Origin of the sequence: Streptomyces avermitilis MA-4680 = NBRC 14893 (assembly GCF_000009765.2) — a bacterium.
Classification (GTDB): Bacteria; Actinomycetota; Actinomycetes; order Streptomycetales; family Streptomycetaceae; genus Streptomyces; species Streptomyces avermitilis.
Genome location: NC_003155.5, coordinates 3862844 through 3887003 on the forward strand (window position 1 = coordinate 3862844; position 24160 = coordinate 3887003).

The window sequence follows — 24160 nt, forward strand, 5'->3', positions numbered from 1 at the left end:
CGCTACTTCACCGAGACCTGCGAGATGTCCAGCACACCGGTCCAGTCGCTGATCACGATGTTCTTGACGGCGCTGCCGTACAGCCGCTTGTAGACCGGGTGGAACAGCGGCACGGTCAGCGCCTGCTCGCCGATCTTCTGGTCCAGTGCGCCCCACCGCTTGGCGGCGGCGTCAAGGTCCGTCAGCTTGTTGATCGCGTCGATCTCGGCATTGACGGACTTGTCGTCGAGGAAGCCGGTGTTGAAGTTCGCGCCGTCCTTGACGATCTGCCGGCCGTCGAAGATCGGGGCGAGGAACGGACCGCCGGACGGCCAGTCGGCGCCCCAGTGGGCGAGGAAGAAGCCGGGCTCGGTCTTGACGCTGTGGATCTTGTCCTTGTAGTCGTTCTCCTCCAGGCCCTGGAGCTTGACGGTGATCCCGGCCTTCTTCAGGGCGTCCTGGACGGCGGTCGCGATCTCCGGGCTGGTCTCGAAGTCCTTCGAGTTGGAGTGGGTGAGGGAGATCGTGAGCCCGTTCTTGTAACCGGCCTCCTTCAGCAGTTCCTTGGCCTTGGCCGGATTGCCGGACGTGCCCGCCGGGAAGTGGTCGTACGGCGTGTAGCCGAAGGACTTCTGGTTCGGCAGGTAGGTGGTCGCCGCCTCGGCCAGCGACGATCCGCCCGCCGCGTTGATGACCGACGAGCGGTCGATGGCGTACGAGATCGCCTGCCGCACCTTGGCGTTGTTGAACGGCTTCACCTTCGGGTTGAAGGCGATGTAGTCGGTGTAGCCGAAGTGCCCGGTGCCGACACGCGCGGCGAGCGCCTTGTCGCCGGTGACCTTGGCGAGTTCGGCCGGGCCGAGGTTGGTGTCCGTGGTGACGGCGGTGGCGTCCGCGCCCTGGGACGCCGACAGCCGCTGGTTGATCACGGACGAGTCGAGACCCGACCGCACATCGATCTTGGCCGGGTAGGCCTTGCGCTCCGCGTCGGTCGCCGCGGACCAGTACGTGTTGCGCTCCAGCGTCAGCCGCTCGCCGTCGTTCTCGTTCTTGACGACCTTGTACGGGCCCGACGAGATCGGGTGCTCCTCGTACTTCGTGCCGTTGTCCTTGGCCTTCGGGACGGGCGTGAACTGCGTCTGCGTGGCCAGGTAGGGGAACTCGCCCTCGGGCTTGTTGAGGTGGAAGACGATGGTGCGCTCGTCCGGGGTCTCGATCGCCGAGAGGCCCTTCTTGTCCTTGTAGGGCCCCTGGTAGTCGGCCGCGCCGACCAGCCAGTCCCGCAAGTAGGGGGCGCCGCCGGAGAGTTCGGGGGCGAAGGAGCGCTCGATGCCGTACTTGATGTCGGCGGAGGTGATCGCGGCGCCGTCCTCGTACTTGAGGCCCTCCTTCAGGGTGTACGTCCACACGGTCGCGTTCTTGCTCGGACGCCCGGTGTCGGTGGCGAGGTCGGGGACGACCTCGGCGCCGGCGGCACCGTCCTCACGGTTGCGCGTGGTGAGCGTACGGAAGACGAGAGAGGGGACGTTGCCGCCGCCCGAGGTGTAGAGCCGCCCCGGGTCGAAGTCCTCCTGCGGGTTGGAGTTCAGGACGGTGAGCGTCCCGCCCTTCCGCGGCGTGGAGTCGCCACCGGCGCCCTTGGCATCGTTGTCCTCCGGCCCGCAGGCGGCGGCGCCCGCTGCCACGACCAGGCTGACGGATGCCGCGGCCACGCGGCGCGCTATGACGGACGGATGACGCATCGGAAGACGACCTCTCGAATGATGAGACGGATTGACGAGGAGTGAGACGAAAATGAACAGACGTCTGCCCGGGCGTCAGGTCGTCGAAAACCGCGACGAAGTCACGGAGAGAGGGAGAATCGCGACGCGTACGCCAGAGGCGGACGTCAGCGACAGTGAATGTCGGCCACGCAGAGAGCGGTCACGCCGATCAGCGCCAGCTCAATGGCTGCGCGAACGGAGGCGGGACGAGGCGACATGCGGAGAAATATGAACGAACTTTCGCCCCATGTCAATGTGATCTCTGAGCCGCCTGTCAACTCCCGGGGTACGGCCAGGCGTTGGCCCGGCAGTGGATTCCGTCGTGGTCGAGGAACTTGGTCTGCTGCTGCATGACCGGGGCGAGTTCGCCGTCCTTGCCACACGTGACGTGGCCGTAGCCGAGGCGGTGGCCGATCTCGTGATTGATCAGCATCTGCCGGTACGCGTGAATTTGATCACCGAATCCGTAGGTCTTCGACCCCTGCGCCCAGCGATAGGCGTTGATCATCACGCGCTCGGTGGCGGCCGAGTCGCACGACACGTTGTCCTCGGTCGTGTCGAGACCGGATTTGGCGCACCAGTCGGCGGTGGTACCGGGGCTGGCCAGCGTGATCACGAAGTCGGGCTTGCCGGAGGAGATCCGCTCGAAGGTGCGGGCGCCGTTGTGGGCCCAGCTGCGGTCGTCGTTGAGGGTCTTCTGGACGGCCTGCGCGAAGAGTTCGCCGTCGAGCCCGAGCCTCTTCTCCACATCCACGCGGTACGTGTACTTCCGCCCCCCGCCCGGCGCCTTGTCGAACCCGCCGATCGCGTCGAACTTCCCCGCCGCCTTCAGCGTGGCGCCGAGCGGATACACCTTGGCCATCTTCTGGCCGTACGTCAGCGCGGCCACGCTGGGCGATCCGGAGGGGGTGGGCCGGTCGTCACCGCGGGAGGCGGAGTCGCGGGCGTCGCGGGCACTGTCGGTGGCGGACTGCGACTGTACGGCGGCCTTGTCGTCGTGTCCGTCGGCGACCTGACCGGCCACGACGACAGCGAGCACGGTGGTGACGGCGGCGGCCGCGATTCCGGTGAACGTGCGGCCCTTGCCACCCTTCTCCTTGCCCGGCTCCTCGTCGGCCGCGGCCTCGGTGTCGGCCCCGGTCCGGCCGTCGCGGTCGGTGGCGGGGGCATGGGCGTGGGCATGAGGAGCGTGCGGGGAAGGGGGACCGTAGGGGTCCATGCGGTTGCCTGCGCCGCCCCGAGGCGCGAAGACATCGTCCTCGTCCGCGCCGAAAGCGTCGACGTAGTCCTGCCGGGGGCCAAGGCCGCGGTGCCGCCGCTGTCCGGGAAGCCGCGGTCCGGGCGGCGCGGCCTTCGGAGCACCGGCGGGTACGCCTCCGGACTCGCCCCAGCCACCGCCGGGTTCACGCTGCTGGGGGTGACCGCCGCGGACTTGGGGGGTGCCGTGGGCAGGGGTGCCGTCGAACGGACGGGGCGTGCCGTGCGCCGGGGTCCCGTCGAGGAAACGCGGGACACCGCGAGCGGGGGTCCCGTCCGGCAGGCGAGGCCCGGCGGGCACACCACGCGCGGGAGTCCCTTCCGCGAACCGCGGAACACCGTTGGCGGGAGTACCGTCCGCGAACCGCGGCACCGGCCGCTGTGCGGCCCCGCCCGCCGGCTGTCGCTGGACCGACGCCTGCGCACCCGCGGCAACCGACGCCTGTGCGCCGTCCGCACCCGGCGCCTGCACCGGGGTCTGCGCGCGGCCGCGAGCCGGCTCCGGGATCACCGGTACGGAACCGGTGCCGCCCTTGTCGCCCCGCCCCTTGCGGCTGTGCCGTCCCACGCCGCGCCTCAGCTCCCCGCGCCGGCAGTACCGGCCTCGTCCGCCATGGCCGACCCGGCCGCCTCGTCGGAGACCTTCGCCGGCTCGCCCAACTCACCTGTGTCCGCGAGCAGTTCGCGCACCGCCTCCGCCACCAGATCTGGATACTCCATCATCGCCACATGCCCCGCCTCCGGCAGCGAAAGGAGCCGGGAGTCGCGGAAGGTGCGCGCCGCCCGCCGGGCCATGCGATATCCCACGAGCTGGTCGCGTCCACCGTAGACGAGAAGCGTCGGCGCGAGCACTCGCTCGGCCTGGCGCCACAGCCCGTGCTGCCCGCCCAGTGTGTACGCGTTCACGATTCCGCGCGCCGAGCGCGCCATCGCGTCCCAGAAATAGGGGAGCGCGAACCGTCGCTCCATCTCCTCGACCGCGGCCCGGAAACCCTCCGGCGTGACCCGCCCCGGATCCCCGTAACAGAGCGCCATCACCCCACGTACGCGCTGCTCGGCCGTCCAGTCCTTGGTGAGACGGGTGAACAGGGGCGCGACCCCGGGCAGCGCGAGCAGCGCCGTCGGCACCGCGGTGCGCTGCACCCGGATCTCCGGCAGCGCGGGCGAGACCAGCGTGAGCGTACGGACGAGATCGGGGCGTACGGCCGCGACCCGGGTCGTGACCGCCCCGCCCATCGAGTTGCCGATCAGGTGCACGGGGCCGCGTCCGGCGGCGTCGAGATAGCGGATGACCGCGCGCGCGTGCCCGGTCACGGAGTAGTCGCCGTCGTCCGGCGGCGGGGAGTCCCCGAAGCCGGGCAGGTCGAGCGCCTCGCTGTCCACGAGCCCCTCGAGTCGCTGCATCAACGCCGACCAGTTCTGCGAGGAGCCTCCGAGACCGTGCACGCACAGGGCGGGCGGCAGTCCCTCGCGCACCGGCGGTCTCGACCGCACGGTCAGCGTGGCCCCCGGCAGCCCGACCGACCGCAGCCGCTCGCCCTCCGCCACCCGGACGGGCGCCACCCTCGGAAGCACAGTGCTGGCCGGCACGGGCGGCAGCTCGGTCGAAGACATGCGGCAATGTTACGAGACGATCACGCAGTGGCCCGTGTGTTCGCCATCACAGATCGTGGGCACCCGAGAGGCCGGTGGTGCGAGGTGCCGACCGACCGGCACGGCAATCCACCCAACCATCACATAGCGCCCCGATGGGCTGTCTCCTAGGCTCGGGGGCAGGGCACCGGCACCTGGCCCCTGCCTCCTCGCCTCCTTGAGGAGACGTCCCGGAATTCCAGGAAGGGAGCCCACCATGGCCATAGACCCCACCGATCCCGAGACGTTCGAGAACGAGGTCGACGGCGAGGCCGAGCTCGATGTCGAGGCGCCGGAGGGAGACGCCGCAGAGCAGCTCGCGGACATCGCCCCGGAGGAGGACGACCCGCTGACCGACGTGAACCCGGACCGCGCCAACGAGGCCGACCTGGTGGAACAGGCCCGCGTGGTCTCCCTCGACGAGGACGACTACCGGTGACGCACGACCACGGCAACCACGGCAACCACGGGAGGCGCACAGAACTGCCTGACGCATGCAGCTGCTCAAGACGTGCGACCAGATGTACGAACCGGAGAGGCAGGACCACCGGTGACGCCCGAGGACACCTGCCGTTGACCGGCCGCAAGGCACTCATCGGCCCGATCTGGCACATTTTGATGGGCTCCGCGGGGCTTTCATCCCCGTCCGGTCCGTGAAATTCTGCGCTCGCACCGCGCACACCAGGGTTACCGAAAAGTACGATGGCGGCGCGGCGCACACCGCATGTGGACGATATTGGGAGGCGGCGTGACAGCCATCGAGCAGACAGAGGCAGCGCGCCCGCGGGGCACACGCCTGCCGCGCCGTGCCCGACGCAACCAGCTCCTCGGCGCAGCCCAGGAGGTCTTCGTCGCCCAGGGCTACCACTCCGCGGCGATGGACGACATCGCCGAGCGCGCGGGCGTCAGCAAGCCGGTGCTCTACCAGCACTTCCCGGGCAAGCTCGACCTCTACCTCGCCCTGCTGGACCAGCACTGCGAGGCCCTGCTCCAGGCGGTCCGCGCCGCGCTCGCGTCGACCAACGACAACAAGCAGCGCGTACGGGCCACGATGGACGCGTACTTCGCGTACGTGGAGGACGACGGCGGCGCCTTCCGGCTGGTCTTCGAGTCCGACCTGACGAACGAGCCCGCGGTGCGTGAGCGCGTGGACAGGGTCACCGTCCAGTGCGCGGAGGCGATCTGCGAGGTCATCGCGGAGGACACCGGCCTGTCGCGGGCCGAGTCGATGCTGCTGGCCTCCGGTCTCGGCGGCCTGGCCCAGGTGGTGGCGCGCTCGTGGCTGCACAGCGACCGCAGCGTGCCGCGCGACCAGGCGGTGCAGCTGCTGACCTCACTGGCCTGGCGCGGCATCGCGGGCTTCCCGCTGCACGGCACGGACGCCCACTGACAGCCCCGCGACCACCGCTGGCAGCACTTTTGTTCCCGCCCGTTGTTCGCTCCTGGCGTTCTTGAGCGGAGCGTGGACGTCCCCTCACCGGGCTAATGTGTGCTGAGTACGGCGCGGAGGGCCGCGCACATCACTGACCGTCGGAGGGACAAAGTCGTGGAGGTCAAGATCGGCGTGCAGCACGCGCCCCGCGAGATCGTTCTGGAGAGCGGTCAGACCGCCGAGGAGGTCGAGCGCGCGGTGTCAGAGGCGCTGGCCGGCAAGTCGGCACTGCTGAGCCTCGTGGACGACCACGGCCGCAAGGTCCTGGTTCCGGCCGACCGTCTCGCGTACGTGGAGCTCGGCGAGCCCACCACGCGCAAGGTGGGCTTCAGCGCGCTGTAAGCACAGACAGCATGGAAGGGGCCCGGCGACACCAGTCGCCGGGCCCCTTCTTCGCGCCCTGACCAAGGCCTGAACTGCACAGATGGACCACATCTCCCGCACAGATGATGATTGCTTTCCGCACGTCAGGGGTAGACCGGCTACGACCGATTTGCACCTGTGTCTGTCGTGCGGGAGGGACCCCCACCATGTTCTTGGAAGCGCTCGGCTCCGCGATTATCGGTCTCGCCCTGGCCTGGGCGGCCGTGTACCGGATGCCGCATCGCCTGCCCGCCCGCAGCATGGTCCTGTCGACGGGAGTCGCCGGAGCGCTCTTCGGCGCGTTTCTCACGCACAGCGCGCTCGGCCCCGGCCATGTCCTCGTGAGCCTGATCGGCGCGGCGGTCGTGTCCGCCGCCTCGCTGTCGCTGCTGCTCCGCCCGGCGGAGCGTTTTCGCCGCCGCTCAGCGACGGCCTAGCGCCGCGCGCCCGAGGCGCTGGGCACCGCGGCGGCACCGGTTGCGCCGCCGCAGGCACCGTACGAATTCCGTCTAGGGCCTGTTCAAAGCGGGGCCTGTTACGAAAGCGGGGCCTGTCGCGAAAGCGGCAGGCGCCACCTTTCGCAACAGGCCCTCGCCCTGCGGTCTGTCCGCCGGGCAGGCGTCAGGCCGCCAGCCCCAGCGCCGCCATCCGCTTGGTGTGGGCCTCGGTGATCCGCGAGAACATCCGGCCGACCTCGGCGAGGTCGAAGCCGTCCGCGACACCGCCCACGAGCATCGTCGACAGGGCGTCACGGTCGGCGACCACACGCTGCGACTGCGACAGCGCCTCGCCCATCAGCCGGCGCGCCCACAGCGCGAGCCGGCCACCCACACGCGGGTCCGCGTCGATCGCGGCGCGCACCTTCTCGATGGCGAAGCCGGCGTGCCCGGTGTCGTCGAGGACGGCGAGCACGAGCGAGCGCGTGTCCGAGTCGAGGCGGGCCGCCACCTCACGGTAGAAGTCGCTGGCGATGGAGTCACCGACGTAGGCCTTGACGAGGCCCTCCAGCCAGTCCGACGGGGCGGTCTGCCGGTGGAAGCCGTCGAGTGCGGCGACGAACGGGTCCATGGCGGCGGTCGGCTCCGCGCCGATCTCGGTGAGCCGGTCCCTGATCTGCTCGAAGTGATGGAACTCGGCCGACGCCATCTTCGCCAGCTCCGCCTTGTCGGCGAGCGTCGGCGCCAGCTTCGCGTCCTCCGCGAGCCGTTCGAACGCCGCCAGCTCCCCGTAGGCGAGCGCTCCGAGCAGGTCCACGACCGCGGCGCGGTACTGGGGGTCGACGGAGGCCTTGGCCCAGTCCTGGGCGGCGACTCCGGTCGGTTCGGCGGGGGTGTCAGCGGCGTTGTCGGGCGTCGTCATGAAGCGCACAATAGCCCGCTCACCGCAAGGCGGAAGTCCCTGGTCAATGAGTGTGACGACGACTACGTGACCAAATCGGCCATCGCATGTGCGTGATTCCGGGGTATGGTGGTAATGCGCCCGCCGAGTATTCGACGGGCCACATGAATGAGGATGCCCGGTCGGTGGCCCGATCGGCTCCGACCCGACAGCCCTCCTCATCCGTACAGCACTGTGCGTATGGCACCGGAGGGACCCTCAGCGGTACGAGCGCTCGAGCGTCGGCAGTGGTCCCATGCCACTCGGCCCGCCCGTCAAGAGCGGCCGACGTCCCCGGCACGGTCCCGACACGACCCCCGCGCTCGCCTCGCACCGCGTACACAGAAGAGGCAGCACCCTGACTACGACTTTTCGAGAGCTCGGAATCCTTTCCGAGACGGCCGAGGCCCTGGAAGCCGTCGGCATCATCAACCCCTTCCCCATCCAGGAGATGACGCTCCCCGTGGCCCTTTCGGGCTCGGACGTCATCGGCCAGGCCAAGACCGGCACCGGCAAGACGCTGGGCTTCGGCCTTCCGCTCCTCGAGCGCGTCACCGTCCCCGCCGACGTCGAGGCCGGCCGCGCCCGGCCCGAGCAGCTCACCGACGCACCGCAGGCGCTCGTCGTCGTGCCCACGCGCGAGCTGTGCACCCAGGTCACCAACGACCTGCTGACCGCGGGCAAGGTCCGCAATGTGCGCGTGCTCGCCATCTACGGCGGCCGGGCGTACGAGCCGCAGGTCGAGGCCCTGAAGAAGGGCGTCGACGTGATCGTCGGCACCCCGGGCCGCCTGCTGGACCTCGCGGGCCAGAAGAAGCTCGACCTCAAGCACATCAAGGCGCTCGTCCTCGACGAGGCCGACGAGATGCTCGACCTGGGCTTCCTGCCCGACGTCGAGAAGATCATCAACATGCTGCCGGCCCGCCGCCAGACCATGCTGTTCTCGGCGACCATGCCGGGCGCGGTCATCGGCCTCGCGCGCCGCTACATGTCGCAGCCCACGCACATCCGCGCCACGGCGCCGGACGACGAGGGCGCGACGGTCCGCAACACCGCGCAGTTCATCTACCGCGCGCACAACATGGACAAGCCGGAGATGGTCTCGCGCATACTGCAGGCCGACGGCCGCGGTCTCGCGATGGTCTTCTGCCGCACCAAGCGGACGGCGGCGGACCTCGCCGACCAGCTCCAGCAGCGCGGTTTCGCCTCCGGCGCGGTCCACGGCGACCTCGGCCAGGGCGCCCGCGAGCAGGCGCTGCGCGCCTTCCGCAACGGCAAGGTCGACGTCCTCGTCTGCACCGACGTCGCCGCCCGCGGCATCGACGTCGAAGGCGTCACCCACGTCATCAACTACCAGTCCCCCGAGGACGAGAAGACGTACCTGCACCGCATCGGCCGTACGGGCCGCGCGGGCGCCAAGGGCATCGCGATCACCCTCGTCGACTGGGACGACATCCCGCGCTGGCAGCTCATCAACAAGGCGCTGGACCTGGGCTTCAACGACCCGCCGGAGACGTACTCCACGTCCCCGCACCTCTTCGAGGAACTGAACATTCCCGCGGGCACCAAGGGTGTCCTGCCGCGTTCCGAGCGCACGCGCGCTGGTCTGGCGGCGGAGAAGGTCGAGGACCTGGGCGAGACCGGCGGCCGCGGTGCACGCGGTCGCGGCGGCCGGCCCTCGTCCGCCGACCGGGATCGCGACCGCGACCGCGACCGCGACCGTGAGCGCACCCCGCGCCGCCGCCGTCGTACGCGCAACGGCGAGACCGTCGACGCGGCAGCGGTGACCCCGGTCACCCCGGCCGAGGCGCCCGCGGACTCCGCCGATTCCCCCGCGTCCACGGAGCCGCGCACGCCGCGCCGCCGTCGCCGCACGCGTGGCGGAGCGACGGGCGAGCCGGTCGCCTCGGTGAACGGGACCGCCGTGACCGAGGCCGTCGTGACCGAGGCCGCGCGGACGGCCGTGGACACGGCGGAGGGCACGGAGGCCGCGGAGTCCGCGAAGCCGCGCCGCCGTCGCACCCGTAAGACGGCGGAGACCCCCGTCGCAGCGCCCGAGGTCACGCTTGAGGCGCCGGCCACGGACGCCGCCGAGGCTCCGGCCGCGCCGCGTCGCCGTACCCGCAAGGCCGCCGAGACCGTCGTCGACACCGCCGAGGCCGTCGCGACGACGGAGGAGCCCGAGGCCAAGCCGCGACGCCGTACCCGCAAGGCCGCCGAGGCCGCCGTCGACACCGCCGAGGCCGTGGCGACGACGGAGGAGCCCGAGGCCAAGCCGCGCCGACGCACCCGCAAGGCCGCGGAAGCCGCCGTCGACACCGCCGAGGGTGCTGCCGCGGCCGCCCCCGAGGCCGTGGAAGCACCGGCCGCGCCGCGACGCCGTACCCGCAAGACGGCCGAGGCCGCCGTCGACACCGCCGAGGCCGTGGCGACGACGGAGGAGCCCGAGGCCAAGCCGCGCCGACGCACCCGCAAGGCCGCGGAGACCGCCGTCGACACCGCCGAGGGCGTTGCCGCGGAGCCCACCGAGGCCAAGCCGCGCCGCACCCGCAAGACCGCGGTGGCGGCCGACGCGGAGCCCACCGAGGCCAAGCCCCGCCGCACCCGCAAGACGGCCGTGGCAGCCGAGGCCGCGATCCCCGCACAGACGGCCGAGGAAGCGGCGGAGCCCGCGAAGCCGCGCCGCCGTACCCGCAAGGCCACAGCGGCCGCGGAGCCTGCGGAGAGCTGATCCCCGTCCGATGGCCCGGTCCCACTTGGTGTGGGGCCGGGCCATCGGCGTTTCCCGTTCACCATGGGCAGGGTCCGGGCAGGGTCCACGGCCGCCGGTGTGGGCCCGACCCGCACTCACCGGTGCTGACGCGGCCCCGCCCGCACCGGTGTCGGCGGCAGCCCCGCGCCCGTCGGCGCCCGGACAACGGCCCGCAGGCTGGAACCGGCAGCGCGCTCAGCGCACCGGCCCGCTAGCCTCGCACCATGAGCCGTCCTCCCACCTTCGCCCCGCCCCCGGGCGTCCGCGCGTACCATCTCGCCACCGCTCGCGGTGACTTCGCCGTGCTCGACGCGCCGGCGGTCGGCCCTCTCCGGGGAACCGCTCTGCTGCTGCCCGGATTCACCGGCAGCAAGGAGGACTTCATCGCCCTGCACGGCCCCCTCGCCGACGCCGGGTACCGGACCGTCGCCGTGGACGGCCGCGGCCAGTTCGAGTCCCCCGGCCCCCGCGACGACGAAGCCCCGTACGCGCAGGCCGAGTTGGCGCAGGACGTACTCGCGCAGACGCACGCGATCGGCGCCCCCGTACACCTCCTCGGTCACTCGCTCGGCGGCCAGATCGCGCGTGCGGCGGTGCTGCTCGACCCGGCGCCGTTCGTCTCGCTCACGCTCATGGCCTCGGGCCCCGCGCAGATCTCCAGCTCCCAGCAGCAGCGCGTGAAACTGCTGCGCGACGCCCTCGCCGTGATGGACCTGGCCCAGGTGTGGGACGCCATGCAGGCGATGGACGCGCCGGAGGAGACCGACACCGGCGAGCTGGACGAGGGGCTCGACGACCGCGAGGACCTGCGCCGCCGCTGGCTCGGCAACAGCCCCGCCCAGCTCATCGCGACCGGCCGTCAGCTCTGCGTCGAGCCGGACCGCGTCGCCGAACTGGCCGCCGTCGGCCTGCCCGTCCACGTACTGTCCGGCGAGCTCGACGACACCTGGCCGATCACTCTCCTGGACGACATGGCCACCCGGCTGGGGGCCCAGCGCACCGTCGTACGGGACGCCGAGCACTCCCCCAACACGGACCAGCCGCTCACCACGGCCCGCGCCCTCGCCGCCTTCTGGGACCGCAGCCGAACGACGTAGGAGCGACCGGGGGACGCGGGAGCGACCGGGGGACGCGGGAGCGACCGGGGAGCGGCAGGAGCGACCAGGAAGCGCGGGCACGACCGGGGAGCGGCAGGAGCGGCCGGCGGCGCAGGAGCGGCCTAGTACTGCGCCTGAAGGTGCTCCCAGAACCCGTCCCGCAGCGCCCGCCGCAGATCCGCCTGCCCACGGAGCGAGTACTGCAACAGGCCCTCCGCCTCCACCAGCAGGTCCTGGTCCACCGAACCGGGCAGATACGGGTGCCCGGGCAGCAGCTCCACCAGCGCCTCCCGCCCGCGTGCCGCCAGCCACTTCGCGGCAATCTGCGCGCCCACGAAACGCACGTCCTCCCGGGTGGGCCTGATCGCCGCGGACGCGTCGTACGTGGCGGCGGTCCGCCGGGACACATACGGCTTGAAGAAGTCGAGGTCGAAGGTGCGCTGGCTGTCGACCTCCCAGAGGAGGGGCTCCGCCTGGTTGCGGCCCTCCGGGGCCTCGATGCCCCACAGGTGCACACGGGCCCCGTACCCCTGCGCCGCCTCGACCGCCGACACCAGGTCCTCGTCGCCGCCGAGGAGCGCCGCGTCGCTGATGGCACGGTGCCGGGCGAGCGACTCCAGATCCGTACGGATCAGTGAATCGACGCCCTTCTGCTGGTTGTTGGCGTTGAGGTTGCCGAGGCGCACCTTCACGTCCGGCAGTTCCGCGATCGACTGCTGCTCCGCCGTGTGGATGCGGCGCCGCGCGCCGTCGTACCAGTAGACCCGCAGCAGCCGGCTGTCCGCGAAGATCGTGCGCGCCTTGTCGATGAGGGCCTCGATCAGCCCCTCGGCGTCGAGCTCGAACGCCCGGCGGTCCTCGGTCCCGGCGACGAGCCGCCCCGCGGCCGCGTACAGATAGCCGGCGTCAACGAAGATCGCATGAGTCGAGGGCGTCTTCGCCACCTCGGCGAGCATGCGCTGGAGCAGCTCGTTCGTACGGTCGATGCGGGCGCCGAGCGCCGCGTGGTCGTCGTTCATATGCGTCCATTGTCCCGGCGGTCACGCTGCGAACACAACCGGTCCCAATCAGTGCCCTATGAACCAAACCGACCGCACACCGGCCGCACACCAACTGCTTACCCGTCAGTAATTAGGTTCTCGAAAAATTTCCTTAGCGTAGGGAATGTTTGTAACACGCATCCCGTTGTATCCGTATGGAACGCGGGGCACTGCCGCCTCGTGCACCACTCACCAGTAGTTCTCCGCAGGAGGATGACCAGACGAAGGGAGAAGCCCTTGCGCTTCGAAATCATGCGACTCGACGATGTCGACGGTACGCCCGTGGACAGCACTGTCGTAGACGCCGCCTCCGTCAATCGGATCGTTCAGCAGGCCGCCGCCATCGGGCAGCGACTGTGGATCCGCCCGACCGAATCGTCCGCTTCGTAACGCGGACGTCTCACGGGCGCCCGTCGCGAAACGGACGTCTCACAGACTTCAGAGCCCCGTACGACATCACCCGATGTCGTACGGGGCTCTGCGTGCCCCGGGGCCGGTGCGGCCCGTCAGCTCCCCCGAATCACCTGGGTGACCCCGTTGATGATCTGCTGCACGGCGATCGCGGAGAGCATCATGCCCGCGAGCCGCGTCACCAGCACGACGCCGCCGTCCTTGATGACACGGATGATCAGCAGCGAGTACCGCATCACCACCCACAGCACGACATGGATCGCGAGGATCGCGGCCCACACGGACACCTGGGTCGCCACACTGCCGGCCTTCTGGACGGCCAGGATCACGGAGACGATCGCGCCGGGGCCGGCGAGCAGCGGCATGCCCAGCGGTACGAGGGCGACGTTGACGTCCTTGGTCTGCTTGGGCTCGTCCGTCTTGCCGGTCAGCAGGTCGAGGGCGATGAGCAGGAGCAGCAGTCCGCCGGCGATCATCAGCGCGGGCACGGAGACATGCAGGTAGTCGAGGATCTGGTGCCCGAGCAACCCGAAGACGGTGATGACTCCACCGGCCACGCAGACGGCCTGGAACGCCATCCGCTTCTGCACCTTGGCGGGCCGGCCGGCGGTGAGCGCGAGGAAGATCGGGGTGATCCCGGGGGGATCCATGATCACGAAGAGGGTGAGGAAGAGTGAGCCGAAGACGGCGACGTCGAACACGGTTGATGGCCTTGCGGAGGTGATGAGAGCGGGGTTGCCGCCATGGGCAGGCGGTTCCGCGGAACGGAACCGGACGAACAGGTGGGCGCCACGGCATGGCACGCCGTGCGACCCGGCAGGCCGGCCCGGCAGAATCCGGGCCGATCCGGAGGACTCGCCTCAGGCGAAGTGGCTTCCGCCGGTACCCGGCACCGGGAACGCGCCCGTCGCCCGCCGGGTGATCTCCCCGTACACCTCGGGATCCGTGGTGAACTCGCCGAGCACACAGGTCTTGCGGCTGCCGTGGTAGTCGGAGGAGCCGGTGGCGAGGATCCCCAGGTCGGCCGCCAGCCCGCGCAGTCGTGCGCGCGTCGCCGGCTCGTGGTCCATGTGGTCGACCTCGATGCCGTCGAGCCCCGCCGCGGCCAGTTCCCCGATCGCGCTCTCGGGAACGGTCCGCCCGCGCTTCGACGCGGCCGGGTGCGCGAAGACGGTGACCCCGCCCGCGGCCTTGACCAGCCGAATCGCGTCGAACGGGTCCAGCTCGTGCTTCTCGACGTACGCCCGGCCCCCGTCGGCGAGCCACTCGGGCGTGAACGCGTCCGAGACGCTCTCCACGACACCCAGTTCCACCAGCGCGGAGGCGATGTGCGGGCGCCCGACGGAGCCGTCGCCCGCGATGCGCGCCACCTGCTCCCAGGTGACCGGCACGCCCAGCTCCTGAAGCTTGGTGATCATGCCCTGGGCCCGGGGCACCCGGTCGTCCCGCACCAGCTCACGCTCGGCGAGCAGTCCGGGCTCCTCGGGGTCGAAGAGGTAGGCCAGCATGTGCATGCCGATGCCGTCGAGGCGGCAGGAGAGTTCGGCGCCCGTGACGAGGGTCAGCCCCTCGGGAAGCGCCGCGATCGCCTGCGCGTGTCCGCGGGTGCTGTCGTGGTCGGTCAGCGCGACGACGTCCAGACCTGCGGCGCCCGCGTTCCGCACCAGCTCGGCCGGGGTGTCCGTACCGTCGGAGGCGGTGGAGTGGGTGTGCAGATCGATGCGCACGACGCGGACTCCAAGCGGTGACGGGACGGAAGCGGACGCTCAAGGATAACGGGAATTCCAGCTCCCTCGTCACACCCACAGCCCCGATGCGCCCCCTACACACCACCGCCCCCGCAGGGCCTGCGGGGCCCTGCGGGATCCACGGGACCCACAGGTTCCACGGGGTCTACGGAACCCGGGGAACCCACAGGACCCACCGCACCTACGGCTCAAGGAGCCGCGGCGACAGTGCCCCGCACGGCAGCAGATCCATCTCCGCACCCGCGTCCCGCAGATCCGTCAGCACCAGTTCGTCGTACATCAGCAGCCCCGACTGCTCGGGCCACACGACCGCCCACAGCCACAGCCCGAGCGCCTCGCCCGCGAAGACGGCACGGTCGTCGGGGGTGCCGGAGACATGCCACAGCGGGGTCGGCCGACCGGCGGCCAGCACCTTCGCCTGGGGCGGCTTCTCGACATCGATGTACGGGCCCGGATCGGGTCCGTCGATGCCCGCGTACCGCGCGCCGAGGCCGACGCCGAGTTCCTCGGCGACGAGGACCAGCTCCCCTATGCCGCCGAGCGGACCGGGCCCCGAGCAGGCCACGGCCGTCGCACGCCCGCCGCTGCGGTCGTCACCCGCGCAGCCCGCACCCGTGAACAGCCAGCCGACGGGCAGCGGCCAGGGCATCCACACGGGTACCTGGGCACGGTGCACCACGACACCGAGGGCCTCGACGCTGGGCGGGATCACGGGCTGCAACGGATACACGGCGCCATGCACATCACACTGCCAGGAGTCGGCAAAGAGGCCGGGAGCCCTGACCCGGCCACCACACTTCGGGCAACTGGGTTCGCCCCTCATAGAGCCCCACGGTCCTCCCCGTCACCCGCCGCGTCAAGGACGATCACCCGTCCGGCGTGCGTTCCGCGCGTCCCGCCCGGCCAGGAGAAACTAGATGTAGCTGACATTAATCAGATCGACCAGCTTAATGTGTGCATACGTCAACGATCTCGTCGAGGGCTACCGGTCGGGCGCGGTCTTCTTCGCCGGGGGCCTGCTGCTCGCCGTCGACGCACTCGTCCTCGGCTACGGCTACCGCTACGGCAGCCACACCACCGCCGTCGTCTGCACGATCCTGCCCGGTGCCTTCATCGGCGTGAACAACGCGGTCTGCACCGCGCCGGCCCGGGCATCTCGGAAGCACCGCGCCCGGTGGCGAGCGCGGGCTGCAACTTCGTCCGGTGGTTCGCGGTCGCGGCGGCGCCGTACTTCGCGCCGAAGATCAAGGAGCCGGAGCGGCGGCACGCCACGCGGGACGACGTCACGGTCGTCGTCAACTGACCGTTTCCGGCCAGGTGGTGAGCCCGGCTCAGTCCAGCGGAACGGATCTGCGTGACGGATCGCGCAGGTCCGTTCCGCCGGCGAGCCACCGCTCCTGAAGGGCCTGCGCCCCGTGCACACGCTTCCACGCGGCCTCGTTCGGCGTCATCGGGAGCAGCGGCAGGAAACGTACGGGATCGGCGGGCTCGTCCAGCTCCAGATCCTCGACCAGACCGCCGGACTCGGCGACCAGTACGGAGCTGAACGGAGCGCCGGGCCACAGGGGTTCGCCCACGTCGAGCGAGGCGCCGGGGGCCACGACAAGGCCCTCGACCTGCGGGGACGCGGCGAGGACGGCGAGCGGGCGGAGCACCTTGTCGGTGTCGGCGCCGCCTGCGCGTACCGACAGGACGAGCTCCGCGCGCGGGCCCTTCACCTGGTCGGCGACGACCGCCGTGGGGTCCGTCATCGGCTGGGCCGACATACCGAGGGTCGCGTACCGGACGACGTCCCCCGCTGTGAAGCGCAGCACTTCGATGCGGTCCGTGCCGAGGAAGGTGACCGCGGCCCGCGCGTCGGGTTCGCCCAGTGCCGCACGCAACCGGGCCTCGACCAGAGGAAGAACATCAGCCATGAGCCGAGCATAGAACTCGTCAGTAACGGGCAAAGCGGCGGCTTGACGCTTCTGTGCGCTGATAGTGTTGGCCGCTGGTCGGGGCAGCACGCAGAAGCGTCGCTCTCAAGTCTCGGCTCAGGTCTCGACGCACTGAGACTCCCCTACGGGGGCTCCCTACGGGGAATGGATCGTCCCTCACGGGGGACCGGCCGGAGGAGGTGGGGCTGCAATGGACCGAAGTCGACCGTGCAGTACCACCCGCTCTTCCGACCGCTGAGTCACGTAGCTCTCGCTTCGCTTTCGCGCTGTTGCCGGCTGCCGCCTCTCACGTTCGCATCCTGTTCTGCCTGGTGCCCGACGGAAGAGCACTTCGTTACCGCCTGATCTGACTCACCCGAGTTCGCCCGAGTCAGTGCTGATCTGAATCAGTAGTGAAGCAACCACCGCGACGGTGCGGTGCTCCCCGCTTTGTGGACGTGCCAAACATCCGCAGTCAGGACGTCCCCATTCCGGGCAGTTTCAACCGTCGCCGGTTGCCTTCAGTTGCGAAGGAGCCTGCCATGTCGATGATCCGTGACCTCCGTGCCGCGGTCCGCCCGTCCCGTCCCTCGATGCGCAAGGACGGCAGTGCGTACGACACCACGCGTGACCCCTCGACGCCCTCCGCCGTCGTCGACTGCGCCATCTACCGCGACGGCGCCCGCGTCGCGACCGACCGGCCGCTCACCCCGCACGAGGCGATGCGCCAGGTGCGGCGCGACGGGGGCTTCGTGTGGATCGGCCTGCATGAGCCGACGGAAGCCGAATTCGCCGGTATCGCGGGCGAGTTCGGGCTGCACCCGCTGGCCGTCGAGGACGCCGTCCAGGCGCACCAGCGGCCGAAGCTGGAGCGCTACGACGACTCCCTCTTCACCGTCTTCAAGACCATCCACTACGTGGAGCACGACCAGCTGACCGCCAACAGCGAGGTCGTCGAGACCGGCGAGGTCATGTGCTTCACCGGCCGGGACTTCTTCATCACCGTGCGGCACGGCGGGCAGGGCTCGCTGCGGGCGCTGCGGCACCGGCTCCAGGACGACCCCGAGCTGCTCGCGAAGGGGCCCTCGGCGGTGCTCCACGCGATCGCCGACCACGTCGTCGACGGCTACATCGCGGTCGCGGACGCGGTGCAGGACGACATCGACGAGGTGGAGACGGAGGTGTTCTCGCCGGGCCGGAAGGGAACGCCGCGCGGTACGGACGCGGGCCGTATCTACCAACTCAAGCGTGAGGTGCTGGAGTTCAAGCGGGCGGTCTCGCCGCTGCTGAGGCCCATGCAGCTGCTGAGTGAGCGACCGATGCGACTGATCGACCCGGACATCCAGAAGTACTTCCGGGACGTGGCGGACCACCTCGCCCGGGTCCAGGAGCAGGTGCTGGGCTTCGACGAGCTGCTCAACTCGATCCTCCAGGCCAACCTCGCGCAGGCGTCCGTCGCGCAGAACGAGGACATGCGCAAGATCACGTCCTGGGCGGCGATCATCGCCGTACCGACGATGGTGTGCGGGGTGTACGGCATGAACTTCGAGCACATGCCGGAGCTGCACTGGCGGTTCGGGTACCCGGTGATCATGAGCGTCACCGTGGTGCTGTGTCTGGGCATCCACCGCGCCCTGAAGCGCAACGGCTGGCTGTGACGGGGCCTGGTTAGGCTTGCGCCATGACGGAACAGCTGCTCGACCGGGCCCTCGTCGAGGAGGCCACCAAGAAGTCCGGACTCATCTGGGTCCGGGGCGACGGCGCACCGGCTCCCGACGACCGGGCGCACGGTGTGCCGACGCGCCCTCTGTGGCACGCGTGGCACGCGGGTGCGGTGTGCCTGGTCGGCGACGGGCCGGGTGAGCAGCCACTGCCCGGGCTGGTCGACGGCGGGGGCGCGACGGTGACCGTCCGCAGCAAGGACAAGGGTGGCCGGCTCGTCACGTGGTCGGCGAAGGTGGTGGAGCTGGCGCCGGGTTCCCCCGAGTGGGCGGCCGCGGTGGCCGAGCTGAAGGGCAAGCGCCTGAACGCGCCGGACGGCGAGGCGATGCCGGAGCGCTGGGCGCGCGAATGCCGGGTGCTGCGGCTGGAACCGCTCGGCGACACGGCCGAGCTGCCGACGGACTCACTGGCGGCGGCACCGCTGCCGACGCCTGCGACGACCCGCCACCCGATCCCGGCGGCACTCCCCCGGCTGCTCCTGAAGCGGCGCAAGCGCGGCTGAGGGCCGCGGGTGCGGCTCCGGCGGGGCGCACCCGCTTCAGGAACGGTTCGGTGCCGGTGAATAGGATCGTCGCGCGGCAGCCGCCCGACCCGGGAAGCGGGCCGACGTGCGGCAGCGGCTCTCTCCGCCGCGACGGCGCACGGCCACGTCCGCACCGCACCCGCGCCCCGGCCCCGTACGTCCCCTACGACGTCGTACGACGTCGGCTACGACGTCGGCAGCTGTTGCCCGTAGTCCACCGTCTCCTTCTTCGACGGCTCCTTCAGGGCGAAGCCCTTCCCCCAGTCCGTCAGGCTGAGGGTGCCCGCGCCCCCCGCTCGCACCAGGCGCAGCGGATACGGCTTGCCCTCCAGGGAGACGTCCAGCGTGCCGCCGGAGCCCTTCTCGCCGGTGATGCGGATCGTGCGGACGCCGCTCTGATCGTGGTGGCCGTCCGTCGCCAGGGTGCCGTGCAGCGTGAGCAGACCGTCCAGCAGCACGCTCTTGTCCGTGAAGCCGCTGAAGCGCTTGTACGCCGGATCCCCGGTCGGCACCTTCACGTACTTGTCGTCGAGCTTGTCCGCGGCCGCGTCCCCCGCGTCACTGGATCCGCCGCCGCCCTGGCCGCCCTGGTGGCTCCAGAAGTCCGCGCCCGCCTTCAGGAACAGGTGCCGGCCCACCCGCAGCAGCCGGAAGGTCGCTCCCTTCGAGGTGACCGACCCGCTGGCGCCGTCCTCCTTGAGGCGCATGTCGAGCCGGTACGTACGTCCGTTGGTCACCACGGTGCCCGACAGCCGTACCGTGTCCGCGGCCTCCGCGGCCGCACGCGTCCGGCTCTGGATCTTCTCGGCCGGCAGCTTGCCGACCCCGTTCGTGCCCGCGTCCGGATCGCTACTACTGCACCCCGTCAGCCCCGTCCCGGTCACGACCAGTGCGCACGTCGCGCTCACCAGTGCGGCCCTGCGGGTACGACCCTGGGGAATTGCAGTCACAGGTGGGGCTGCCTTTCATGCGGATGTCCTCATCGGCGTACGGCAGCGTACCGGTGCCCGCCACGCCCACCGGAGCCAGTCCGTCCGGACCGCCCACCAGGGCGTATCCGACCGGGACGGGCTAGCCTGAAGCCCATCCGAGCGGACATACGAGCAGGAAACCAACCGGTACGAACCGAAGCGGCCCGAACAGACCCGGCAGGCACGGACCCCGCAGGAAACGGACCCCGTAGGAAGAGGAGGCGCTGGCATGGTGGCAGGCGCCCCCAGGATCTTCGTCTCGCACCTCTCCGGTGTCCCCGTCTTCGACCCGAACGGCGACCAGGTGGGCCGCGTCCGCGATCTTGTCGCCATGCTCCGCGTCGGCCGCCGTCCGCCCCGGCTGCTCGGGCTGGTGGTCGAACTGTCCACCCGGCGCCGCATCTTCCTGCCCATGACCCGTGTGACCGGCATCGAGTCCGGCCAGGTCATCACCACCGGCGTGCTCAACGTGCGCCGCTTCGAACAGCGGCCCACCGAGCGGCTGGTCTTCGGTGAGCTGCTCGACCGGCGCGTCCGGCTCGTGGAGACGGGCGAGGAGGTGACCGTCCTCGACGTGGCCGTCCAGCAGCTTCCGGCCCGGCGGGAATGGGAGATCGACCGGGTCTTCGTGCGGAAGGGCCGGAGCGGGGCCTTCCGGCGCACCAAGGGCGAGACCCTGACCGTCGAATGGTCCGCCGTCACCGGGTTCTCGCTGGAGGAGGACGGGCAGGGCGCGGAGAGCCTGCTGGCCACCTTCGAGCAGCTGCGCGCGGCCGACCTCGCGAACGTCATGCACCACCTGTCCCCGAAGCGGCGCGGAGAGGTGGCGCTCGCACTGGACGACGACCGCCTCGCCGACGTCCTCGAGGAACTCCCCGAGGACGACCAGATCGAGATCCTCAGCAAGCTCAAGGAGGAGCGCGCGGCCGACGTCCTGGAGGCGATGGACCCGGACGACGCGGCCGACCTGCTCGGCGAACTGCCCGAGGAGGACGTGGAGCGGCTGCTGACGCTGATGCGGCCCGACGAAGCGGCGGACGTACGGCGGCTGATGGCGTACGAGGAGCGGACCGCCGGTGGCCTGATGACGACCGAGCCCATCGTGCTGCGGCCCGACGCCACGGTCGCCGACGCGCTCGCCCGGGTCCGCAACGCCGACCTGTCCCCCGCGCTCGCCGCCCAGGTGTACGTGTGCCGCCCGCCGGACGAGACGCCGACCGGCAAGTACCTGGGCACGGCGCACTTCCAGCGGCTGCTGCGCGACCCGCCGTACACACTGGTCAGCTCGATCCTCGACGACGATCTGCAACCGCTCGCCCCGGACGCCGCGCTGCCCGTCGTCGCGGGCTTCTTCGCCACCTACGACATGGTCGCCGCGCCCGTCGTCGACGAGAGCGGCTCGCTGCTCGGCGCGGTGACCGTGGACGACGTACTGGACCACATGCTGCCCGAGGACTGGCGCGAGACGGAGTTCCACCTGGACGACGGGCCCGGCGCCGACGGCTCGGAGGCACCCCATGGCCCCTGAGCGCGAGATCCGCGAACGAACGGCGTCCGGGGCGATCGCCGCCACCCGGCCCCGTACCCGGCTCGACCAGCCGAAGCCGCAACGCCGCAGGCTGCTGCCCGAGTGGGACCCGGAGGCCTTCGGGCGGCTCTCGGAGCGGATCGCGCGGTTCCTGGGCACCGGGCGGTTCATCGTCTGGATGACGGTCGTCATCATCCTGTGGGTGGTGTGGAACGTCGCCGCCCCCGGCGAGTGGCGCTTCGACACCTACCCGTTCATCTTCCTGACGCTGATGCTGTCGCTGCAGGCCTCCTATGCCGCCCCGCTGATCCTGCTCGCGCAGAACCGCCAGGCCGACCGCGACCGGGTCAACCTCGAACAGGACCGCAAACAGAACGAGCGCTCGATCGCCGACACCGAATACCTCACCCGCGAGATCGCCGCGCTGCGCATCGGCCTCGGTGAGGTGGCCACCCGCGACTGGATCCGCTCGGAGCTCCAGGACCTGGTCAAGGAGCTGGAGGAGCGGTACACCGACGGCCACGGGGACGGCCGCGTCGTATTCCCGGCGGAGCGTGCGCACGGACGTGACGTAGACGACCGCTGACGGGTCTTTCCGGGCCCCCTGTGCAGCGCCGTACCATCGTCCTATGGCTACGGAAGACGCGGTGCGTGAAGCACTGGCGACGGTGAACGACCCCGAGATCCAGCGACCCATCACCGAGCTGGGGATGGTCAAATCGGTGGAGATCGGTGCGGACGGAGCGGTCGCGGTCACCGTGTATCTGACCGTCTCCGGCTGCCCGATGCGCGAGACCATCACGACGAACGTGACGAAGGCGGTCTCGGCGGTCGAGGGCGTCACGCGCGTCGACGTGACCCTGGACGTGATGAGCGACGAGCAGCGCCGCGAGCTGGCGACCGCGCTGCGCGGCGGCCAGGCCGAGCGCGAGGTGCCCTTCGCCAAGCCCGGCTCCCTGACCCGGGTGTACGCGGTCGCCTCCGGCAAGGGCGGCGTCGGCAAGTCGTCGGTGACGGTGAACCTGGCGGCGGCGATGGCGGCCGACGGCCTCAAGGTCGGCGTCGTCGACGCGGACATCTACGGCCACTCCGTGCCGCGCATGCTCGGCGCCGACGGCAGGCCCACCCAGGTCGAGAACATGATCATGCCGCCGTCCGCGAACGGCGTGAAGGTCATCTCGATCGGCATGTTCACCCCGGGCAACGCACCGGTCGTATGGCGCGGCCCGATGCTCCACCGCGCCCTCCAGCAGTTCCTCGCGGACGTCTACTGGGGCGACCTGGACGTCCTCCTCCTCGACCTCCCGCCGGGCACGGGCGACATCGCGATCTCCGTCGCGCAGCTCGTCCCGAACGCGGAGATCCTCGTCGTCACGACCCCGCAGCAGGCCGCGGCCGAGGTCGCCGAGCGGGCGGGCTCCATCGCCGTCCAGACCCACCAGAAGATCGTCGGCGTGGTCGAGAACATGGCGGGGCTGCCCTGCCCGCACTGCGACGAGATGGTCGACGTGTTCGGCACGGGCGGCGGCCAGTCGGTGGCCGACGGCCTGACCCGCACGACCGGCGCGACCGTCCCGGTCCTCGGCTCCATCCCGATCGACGTCCGTCTGCGCGAGGGCGGCGACGAGGGCAAGCCGGTCGTCCTGACCGATCCCGACTCCCCGGCCGGCTCGGCCCTGCGCGCGATCGCGGGCAAGCTGGGCGGCCGCCAGCGCGGTCTGTCGGGCATGTCGCTGGGGATCACGCCCCGGAACAAGTTCTAGGCGACCGAGTTCCGCGCGAACGAGTTCCGCGCGGACAGCTTCCGGGAGGACAACTTCCGGGAGGACAACTTCCGGGAGGCCAAGCTCTGGGGCGGACAAGCTCCAGGCCTGCCCGTACGGCAACCCTGCCGCGTCCGCGCTACGCGTACGCCGCGATGTCCTTGATCACCGAGAAGCCCAGCCCGTACGCGCTCATCCCGCGCCCGTACGCGCCCACGTGGACGCCTTCCTGGGTGGAGCCGGCGAGGACCCAGCCGAACTCGGACTCCCGGTAGTGGAAGGACGAGGGGACCCCGTCCACGGGGAGGGACAGCGTGGACCAGTCGGGGCCGGCCAGGTCGTCGGCCAGGACCCACGCCGTCTCGGTCTGCTGGTCCAGCCAGTCGTCCCGCAGGGTGTGGTCCATCTGGCCGGGCCAGGTGACGGACAACAGCCCCACACCCGCGAGCCAGGCCGCGGAGGAGACCGAGGTGGCCTCGAGCAGGCCCGTGCCGTCGGCACTGCGCCTGACGGGGTTGGCCGCGACGGTCACCACGACCGCGAACCGCTCCTTGTCCTCCGTCGACTCACCGCGCACGGTGGGCTCCTCGCCGTGCCCGATCGAACCGTGCTCCACCGCACCGTCGGCCGCGGTGCCCACCTGCATCAGCCAGCGCGGGCCCGTGAACGCCTCGTCGAGGCCGTACCAAGGAAAGGGCGCCAGCAGGTAGCCGTCGACCGTGCGCCGGGCGGAGGGGAACTGCTGTCCGCCCTCCGCGGCCGGCGCCTGCGCGCCCACCCGACTCGTCGTCTCCATACCCGGACGCCTCCTAGCTCTCGTCGGACCCGAGCGGCCCGCCCCCCACGGGCGTCCTCGCTCTCCAACGGTCCGCACAACAACTGGGCA

At 70.9% G+C, this 24160-nt stretch carries 24 protein-coding genes and 1 pseudogene; 13 read left to right on the forward strand and 12 right to left on the reverse strand.

The window, feature by feature from the left end; all coding sequences use genetic code 11:
• Window positions 1-2 precede the first annotated feature (2 nt).
• From SAVERM_RS16040 to SAVERM_RS16050, 4 genes are all read right to left on the reverse strand, one after another.
• Window positions 3-1721 carry an ABC transporter substrate-binding protein gene (locus SAVERM_RS16040; protein ID WP_010984520.1) on the reverse strand — a complete coding sequence of 573 codons (1719 nt, stop codon included), beginning with the start codon at window positions 1719-1721 and terminating at the stop codon, window positions 3-5.
• Between the two features lie 146 nt (window positions 1722-1867).
• Window positions 1868-1960 carry an Ms4533A family Cys-rich leader peptide gene (locus SAVERM_RS45555; RefSeq protein WP_338058986.1) on the reverse strand — a complete coding sequence of 31 codons (93 nt, stop codon included), beginning with the start codon at window positions 1958-1960 and terminating at the stop codon, window positions 1868-1870.
• 56 nt (window positions 1961-2016) lie between these two features.
• Window positions 2017-3567: a DUF3152 domain-containing protein gene (locus SAVERM_RS16045; protein ID WP_010984521.1), complete on the reverse strand. Its 1551-nt coding sequence runs from the start codon at window positions 3565-3567 to the stop codon at window positions 2017-2019.
• Window positions 3568-3575: 8 nt separating this feature from the next.
• On the reverse strand, window positions 3576-4613 hold the full coding sequence (locus tag SAVERM_RS16050) for an alpha/beta fold hydrolase (RefSeq protein WP_010984522.1): 1038 nt from the start codon (window positions 4611-4613) through the stop codon (window positions 3576-3578).
• A 235-nt stretch (window positions 4614-4848) separates the two neighbouring features.
• Here SAVERM_RS16050 and SAVERM_RS16055 point away from each other — a divergent pair, with 235 nt between their 5' ends.
• The 4 genes from SAVERM_RS16055 (at window position 4849) to SAVERM_RS16070 (ending at window position 6863) form a co-directional block, all read left to right on the forward strand.
• Window positions 4849-5070, forward strand: coding sequence for a hypothetical protein (locus SAVERM_RS16055; RefSeq protein ID WP_010984523.1), 222 nt, complete (start codon window positions 4849-4851; stop codon window positions 5068-5070).
• Window positions 5071-5379: 309 nt separating this feature from the next.
• Window positions 5380-6021, forward strand: coding sequence for a TetR/AcrR family transcriptional regulator (locus tag SAVERM_RS16060; RefSeq protein ID WP_010984524.1), 642 nt, complete (start codon window positions 5380-5382; stop codon window positions 6019-6021).
• Between the two features lie 156 nt (window positions 6022-6177).
• Window positions 6178-6405 carry a DUF3107 domain-containing protein gene (locus SAVERM_RS16065; RefSeq protein ID WP_037649029.1) on the forward strand — a complete coding sequence of 76 codons (228 nt, stop codon included), beginning with the start codon at window positions 6178-6180 and terminating at the stop codon, window positions 6403-6405.
• Window positions 6406-6593: 188 nt separating this feature from the next.
• Window positions 6594-6863: a hypothetical protein gene (locus tag SAVERM_RS16070; protein ID WP_037649031.1), complete on the forward strand. Its 270-nt coding sequence runs from the start codon at window positions 6594-6596 to the stop codon at window positions 6861-6863.
• Window positions 6864-7047: 184 nt separating this feature from the next.
• Here SAVERM_RS16070 and SAVERM_RS16075 read toward each other — a convergent pair whose 3' ends face one another.
• Window positions 7048-7785, reverse strand: a complete 738-nt coding sequence (locus SAVERM_RS16075; protein WP_171033189.1) for a ferritin-like fold-containing protein — start codon at window positions 7783-7785, stop codon at window positions 7048-7050.
• 274 nt (window positions 7786-8059) lie between these two features.
• Between SAVERM_RS16075 and SAVERM_RS16080 the strand changes: the two genes are divergently transcribed.
• Both SAVERM_RS16080 and SAVERM_RS16085 read left to right on the forward strand, forming a co-directional pair.
• Window positions 8060-10534, forward strand: coding sequence for a DEAD/DEAH box helicase (locus SAVERM_RS16080; protein ID WP_052295926.1), 2475 nt, complete (start codon window positions 8060-8062; stop codon window positions 10532-10534).
• Window positions 10535-10779: 245 nt separating this feature from the next.
• The gene (locus SAVERM_RS16085) at window positions 10780-11652 is read left to right on the forward strand and encodes an alpha/beta fold hydrolase (RefSeq protein WP_010984529.1); all 873 of its coding nucleotides are present in this window, start codon (window positions 10780-10782) and stop codon (window positions 11650-11652) included.
• Window positions 11653-11774: 122 nt separating this feature from the next.
• Here SAVERM_RS16085 and SAVERM_RS16090 read toward each other — a convergent pair whose 3' ends face one another.
• On the reverse strand, window positions 11775-12671 hold the full coding sequence (locus tag SAVERM_RS16090) for an NYN domain-containing protein (RefSeq protein ID WP_010984530.1): 897 nt from the start codon (window positions 12669-12671) through the stop codon (window positions 11775-11777).
• Between the two features lie 258 nt (window positions 12672-12929).
• Here SAVERM_RS16090 and SAVERM_RS43310 point away from each other — a divergent pair, with 258 nt between their 5' ends.
• Window positions 12930-13082: a hypothetical protein gene (locus tag SAVERM_RS43310; protein WP_107083280.1), complete on the forward strand. Its 153-nt coding sequence runs from the start codon at window positions 12930-12932 to the stop codon at window positions 13080-13082.
• Window positions 13083-13198: 116 nt separating this feature from the next.
• On the opposite strand, the gene SAVERM_RS16095 is transcribed toward SAVERM_RS43310, so the two are convergent.
• The 3 genes from SAVERM_RS16095 to SAVERM_RS16105 form a co-directional block, all read right to left on the reverse strand.
• The gene (locus SAVERM_RS16095) at window positions 13199-13804 is read right to left on the reverse strand and encodes a MarC family protein (RefSeq protein ID WP_010984532.1); all 606 of its coding nucleotides are present in this window, start codon (window positions 13802-13804) and stop codon (window positions 13199-13201) included.
• Between the two features lie 159 nt (window positions 13805-13963).
• Window positions 13964-14830 (reverse strand): PHP domain-containing protein, encoded by an 867-nt coding sequence (locus SAVERM_RS16100; RefSeq protein WP_010984533.1) that lies wholly within the window; start codon window positions 14828-14830, stop codon window positions 13964-13966.
• Window positions 14831-15032: 202 nt separating this feature from the next.
• Window positions 15033-15674, reverse strand: a complete 642-nt coding sequence (locus SAVERM_RS16105; protein ID WP_010984534.1) for a DUF6758 family protein — start codon at window positions 15672-15674, stop codon at window positions 15033-15035.
• 160 nt (window positions 15675-15834) lie between these two features.
• Between SAVERM_RS16105 and SAVERM_RS40105 the strand changes: the two are divergent.
• A pseudogene (locus SAVERM_RS40105) lies at window positions 15835-16154 on the forward strand (hypothetical protein); the annotation flags it as partial.
• A gap of 28 nt (window positions 16155-16182) precedes the next feature.
• On the opposite strand, the gene SAVERM_RS16110 reads toward SAVERM_RS40105, so the two are convergent.
• Window positions 16183-16767, reverse strand: a complete 585-nt coding sequence (locus SAVERM_RS16110; RefSeq protein WP_010984536.1) for a suppressor of fused domain protein — start codon at window positions 16765-16767, stop codon at window positions 16183-16185.
• Window positions 16768-17309: 542 nt separating this feature from the next.
• Between SAVERM_RS16110 and SAVERM_RS16115 the strand changes: the two genes are divergently transcribed.
• Window positions 17310-18425 (forward strand): magnesium and cobalt transport protein CorA, encoded by a 1116-nt coding sequence (locus tag SAVERM_RS16115; RefSeq protein WP_010984537.1) that lies wholly within the window; start codon window positions 17310-17312, stop codon window positions 18423-18425.
• A 23-nt stretch (window positions 18426-18448) separates the two neighbouring features.
• Window positions 18449-18991, forward strand: coding sequence for a hypothetical protein (locus SAVERM_RS16120; RefSeq protein WP_010984538.1), 543 nt, complete (start codon window positions 18449-18451; stop codon window positions 18989-18991).
• A gap of 206 nt (window positions 18992-19197) precedes the next feature.
• On the opposite strand, the gene SAVERM_RS16125 is transcribed toward SAVERM_RS16120, so the two are convergent.
• Complete coding sequence (locus SAVERM_RS16125; protein WP_010984539.1) at window positions 19198-19962, reverse strand: hypothetical protein; 765 nt, start codon at window positions 19960-19962, stop codon at window positions 19198-19200.
• 250 nt (window positions 19963-20212) lie between these two features.
• Here SAVERM_RS16125 and SAVERM_RS16130 point away from each other — a divergent pair, with 250 nt between their 5' ends.
• From SAVERM_RS16130 to SAVERM_RS16140, 3 genes are read left to right on the forward strand one after another with little or no spacing between them, the layout of a single operon-like run.
• Complete coding sequence (locus SAVERM_RS16130; RefSeq protein ID WP_010984540.1) at window positions 20213-21511, forward strand: magnesium transporter MgtE N-terminal domain-containing protein; 1299 nt, start codon at window positions 20213-20215, stop codon at window positions 21509-21511.
• Window positions 21501-22097: a DUF1003 domain-containing protein gene (locus tag SAVERM_RS16135; RefSeq protein ID WP_010984541.1), complete on the forward strand. Its 597-nt coding sequence runs from the start codon at window positions 21501-21503 to the stop codon at window positions 22095-22097. The genes SAVERM_RS16130 and SAVERM_RS16135 overlap by 11 nt, the downstream gene beginning before the upstream one ends.
• 43 nt (window positions 22098-22140) lie before the next feature.
• Window positions 22141-23274 carry an Mrp/NBP35 family ATP-binding protein gene (locus SAVERM_RS16140; RefSeq protein ID WP_010984542.1) on the forward strand — a complete coding sequence of 378 codons (1134 nt, stop codon included), beginning with the start codon at window positions 22141-22143 and terminating at the stop codon, window positions 23272-23274.
• A 139-nt stretch (window positions 23275-23413) separates the two neighbouring features.
• Here SAVERM_RS16140 and SAVERM_RS16145 read toward each other — a convergent pair whose 3' ends face one another.
• On the reverse strand, window positions 23414-24070 hold the full coding sequence (locus SAVERM_RS16145) for a hypothetical protein (RefSeq protein WP_037645045.1): 657 nt from the start codon (window positions 24068-24070) through the stop codon (window positions 23414-23416).
• Between the last annotated feature and the right edge of the window lie 90 nt (window positions 24071-24160).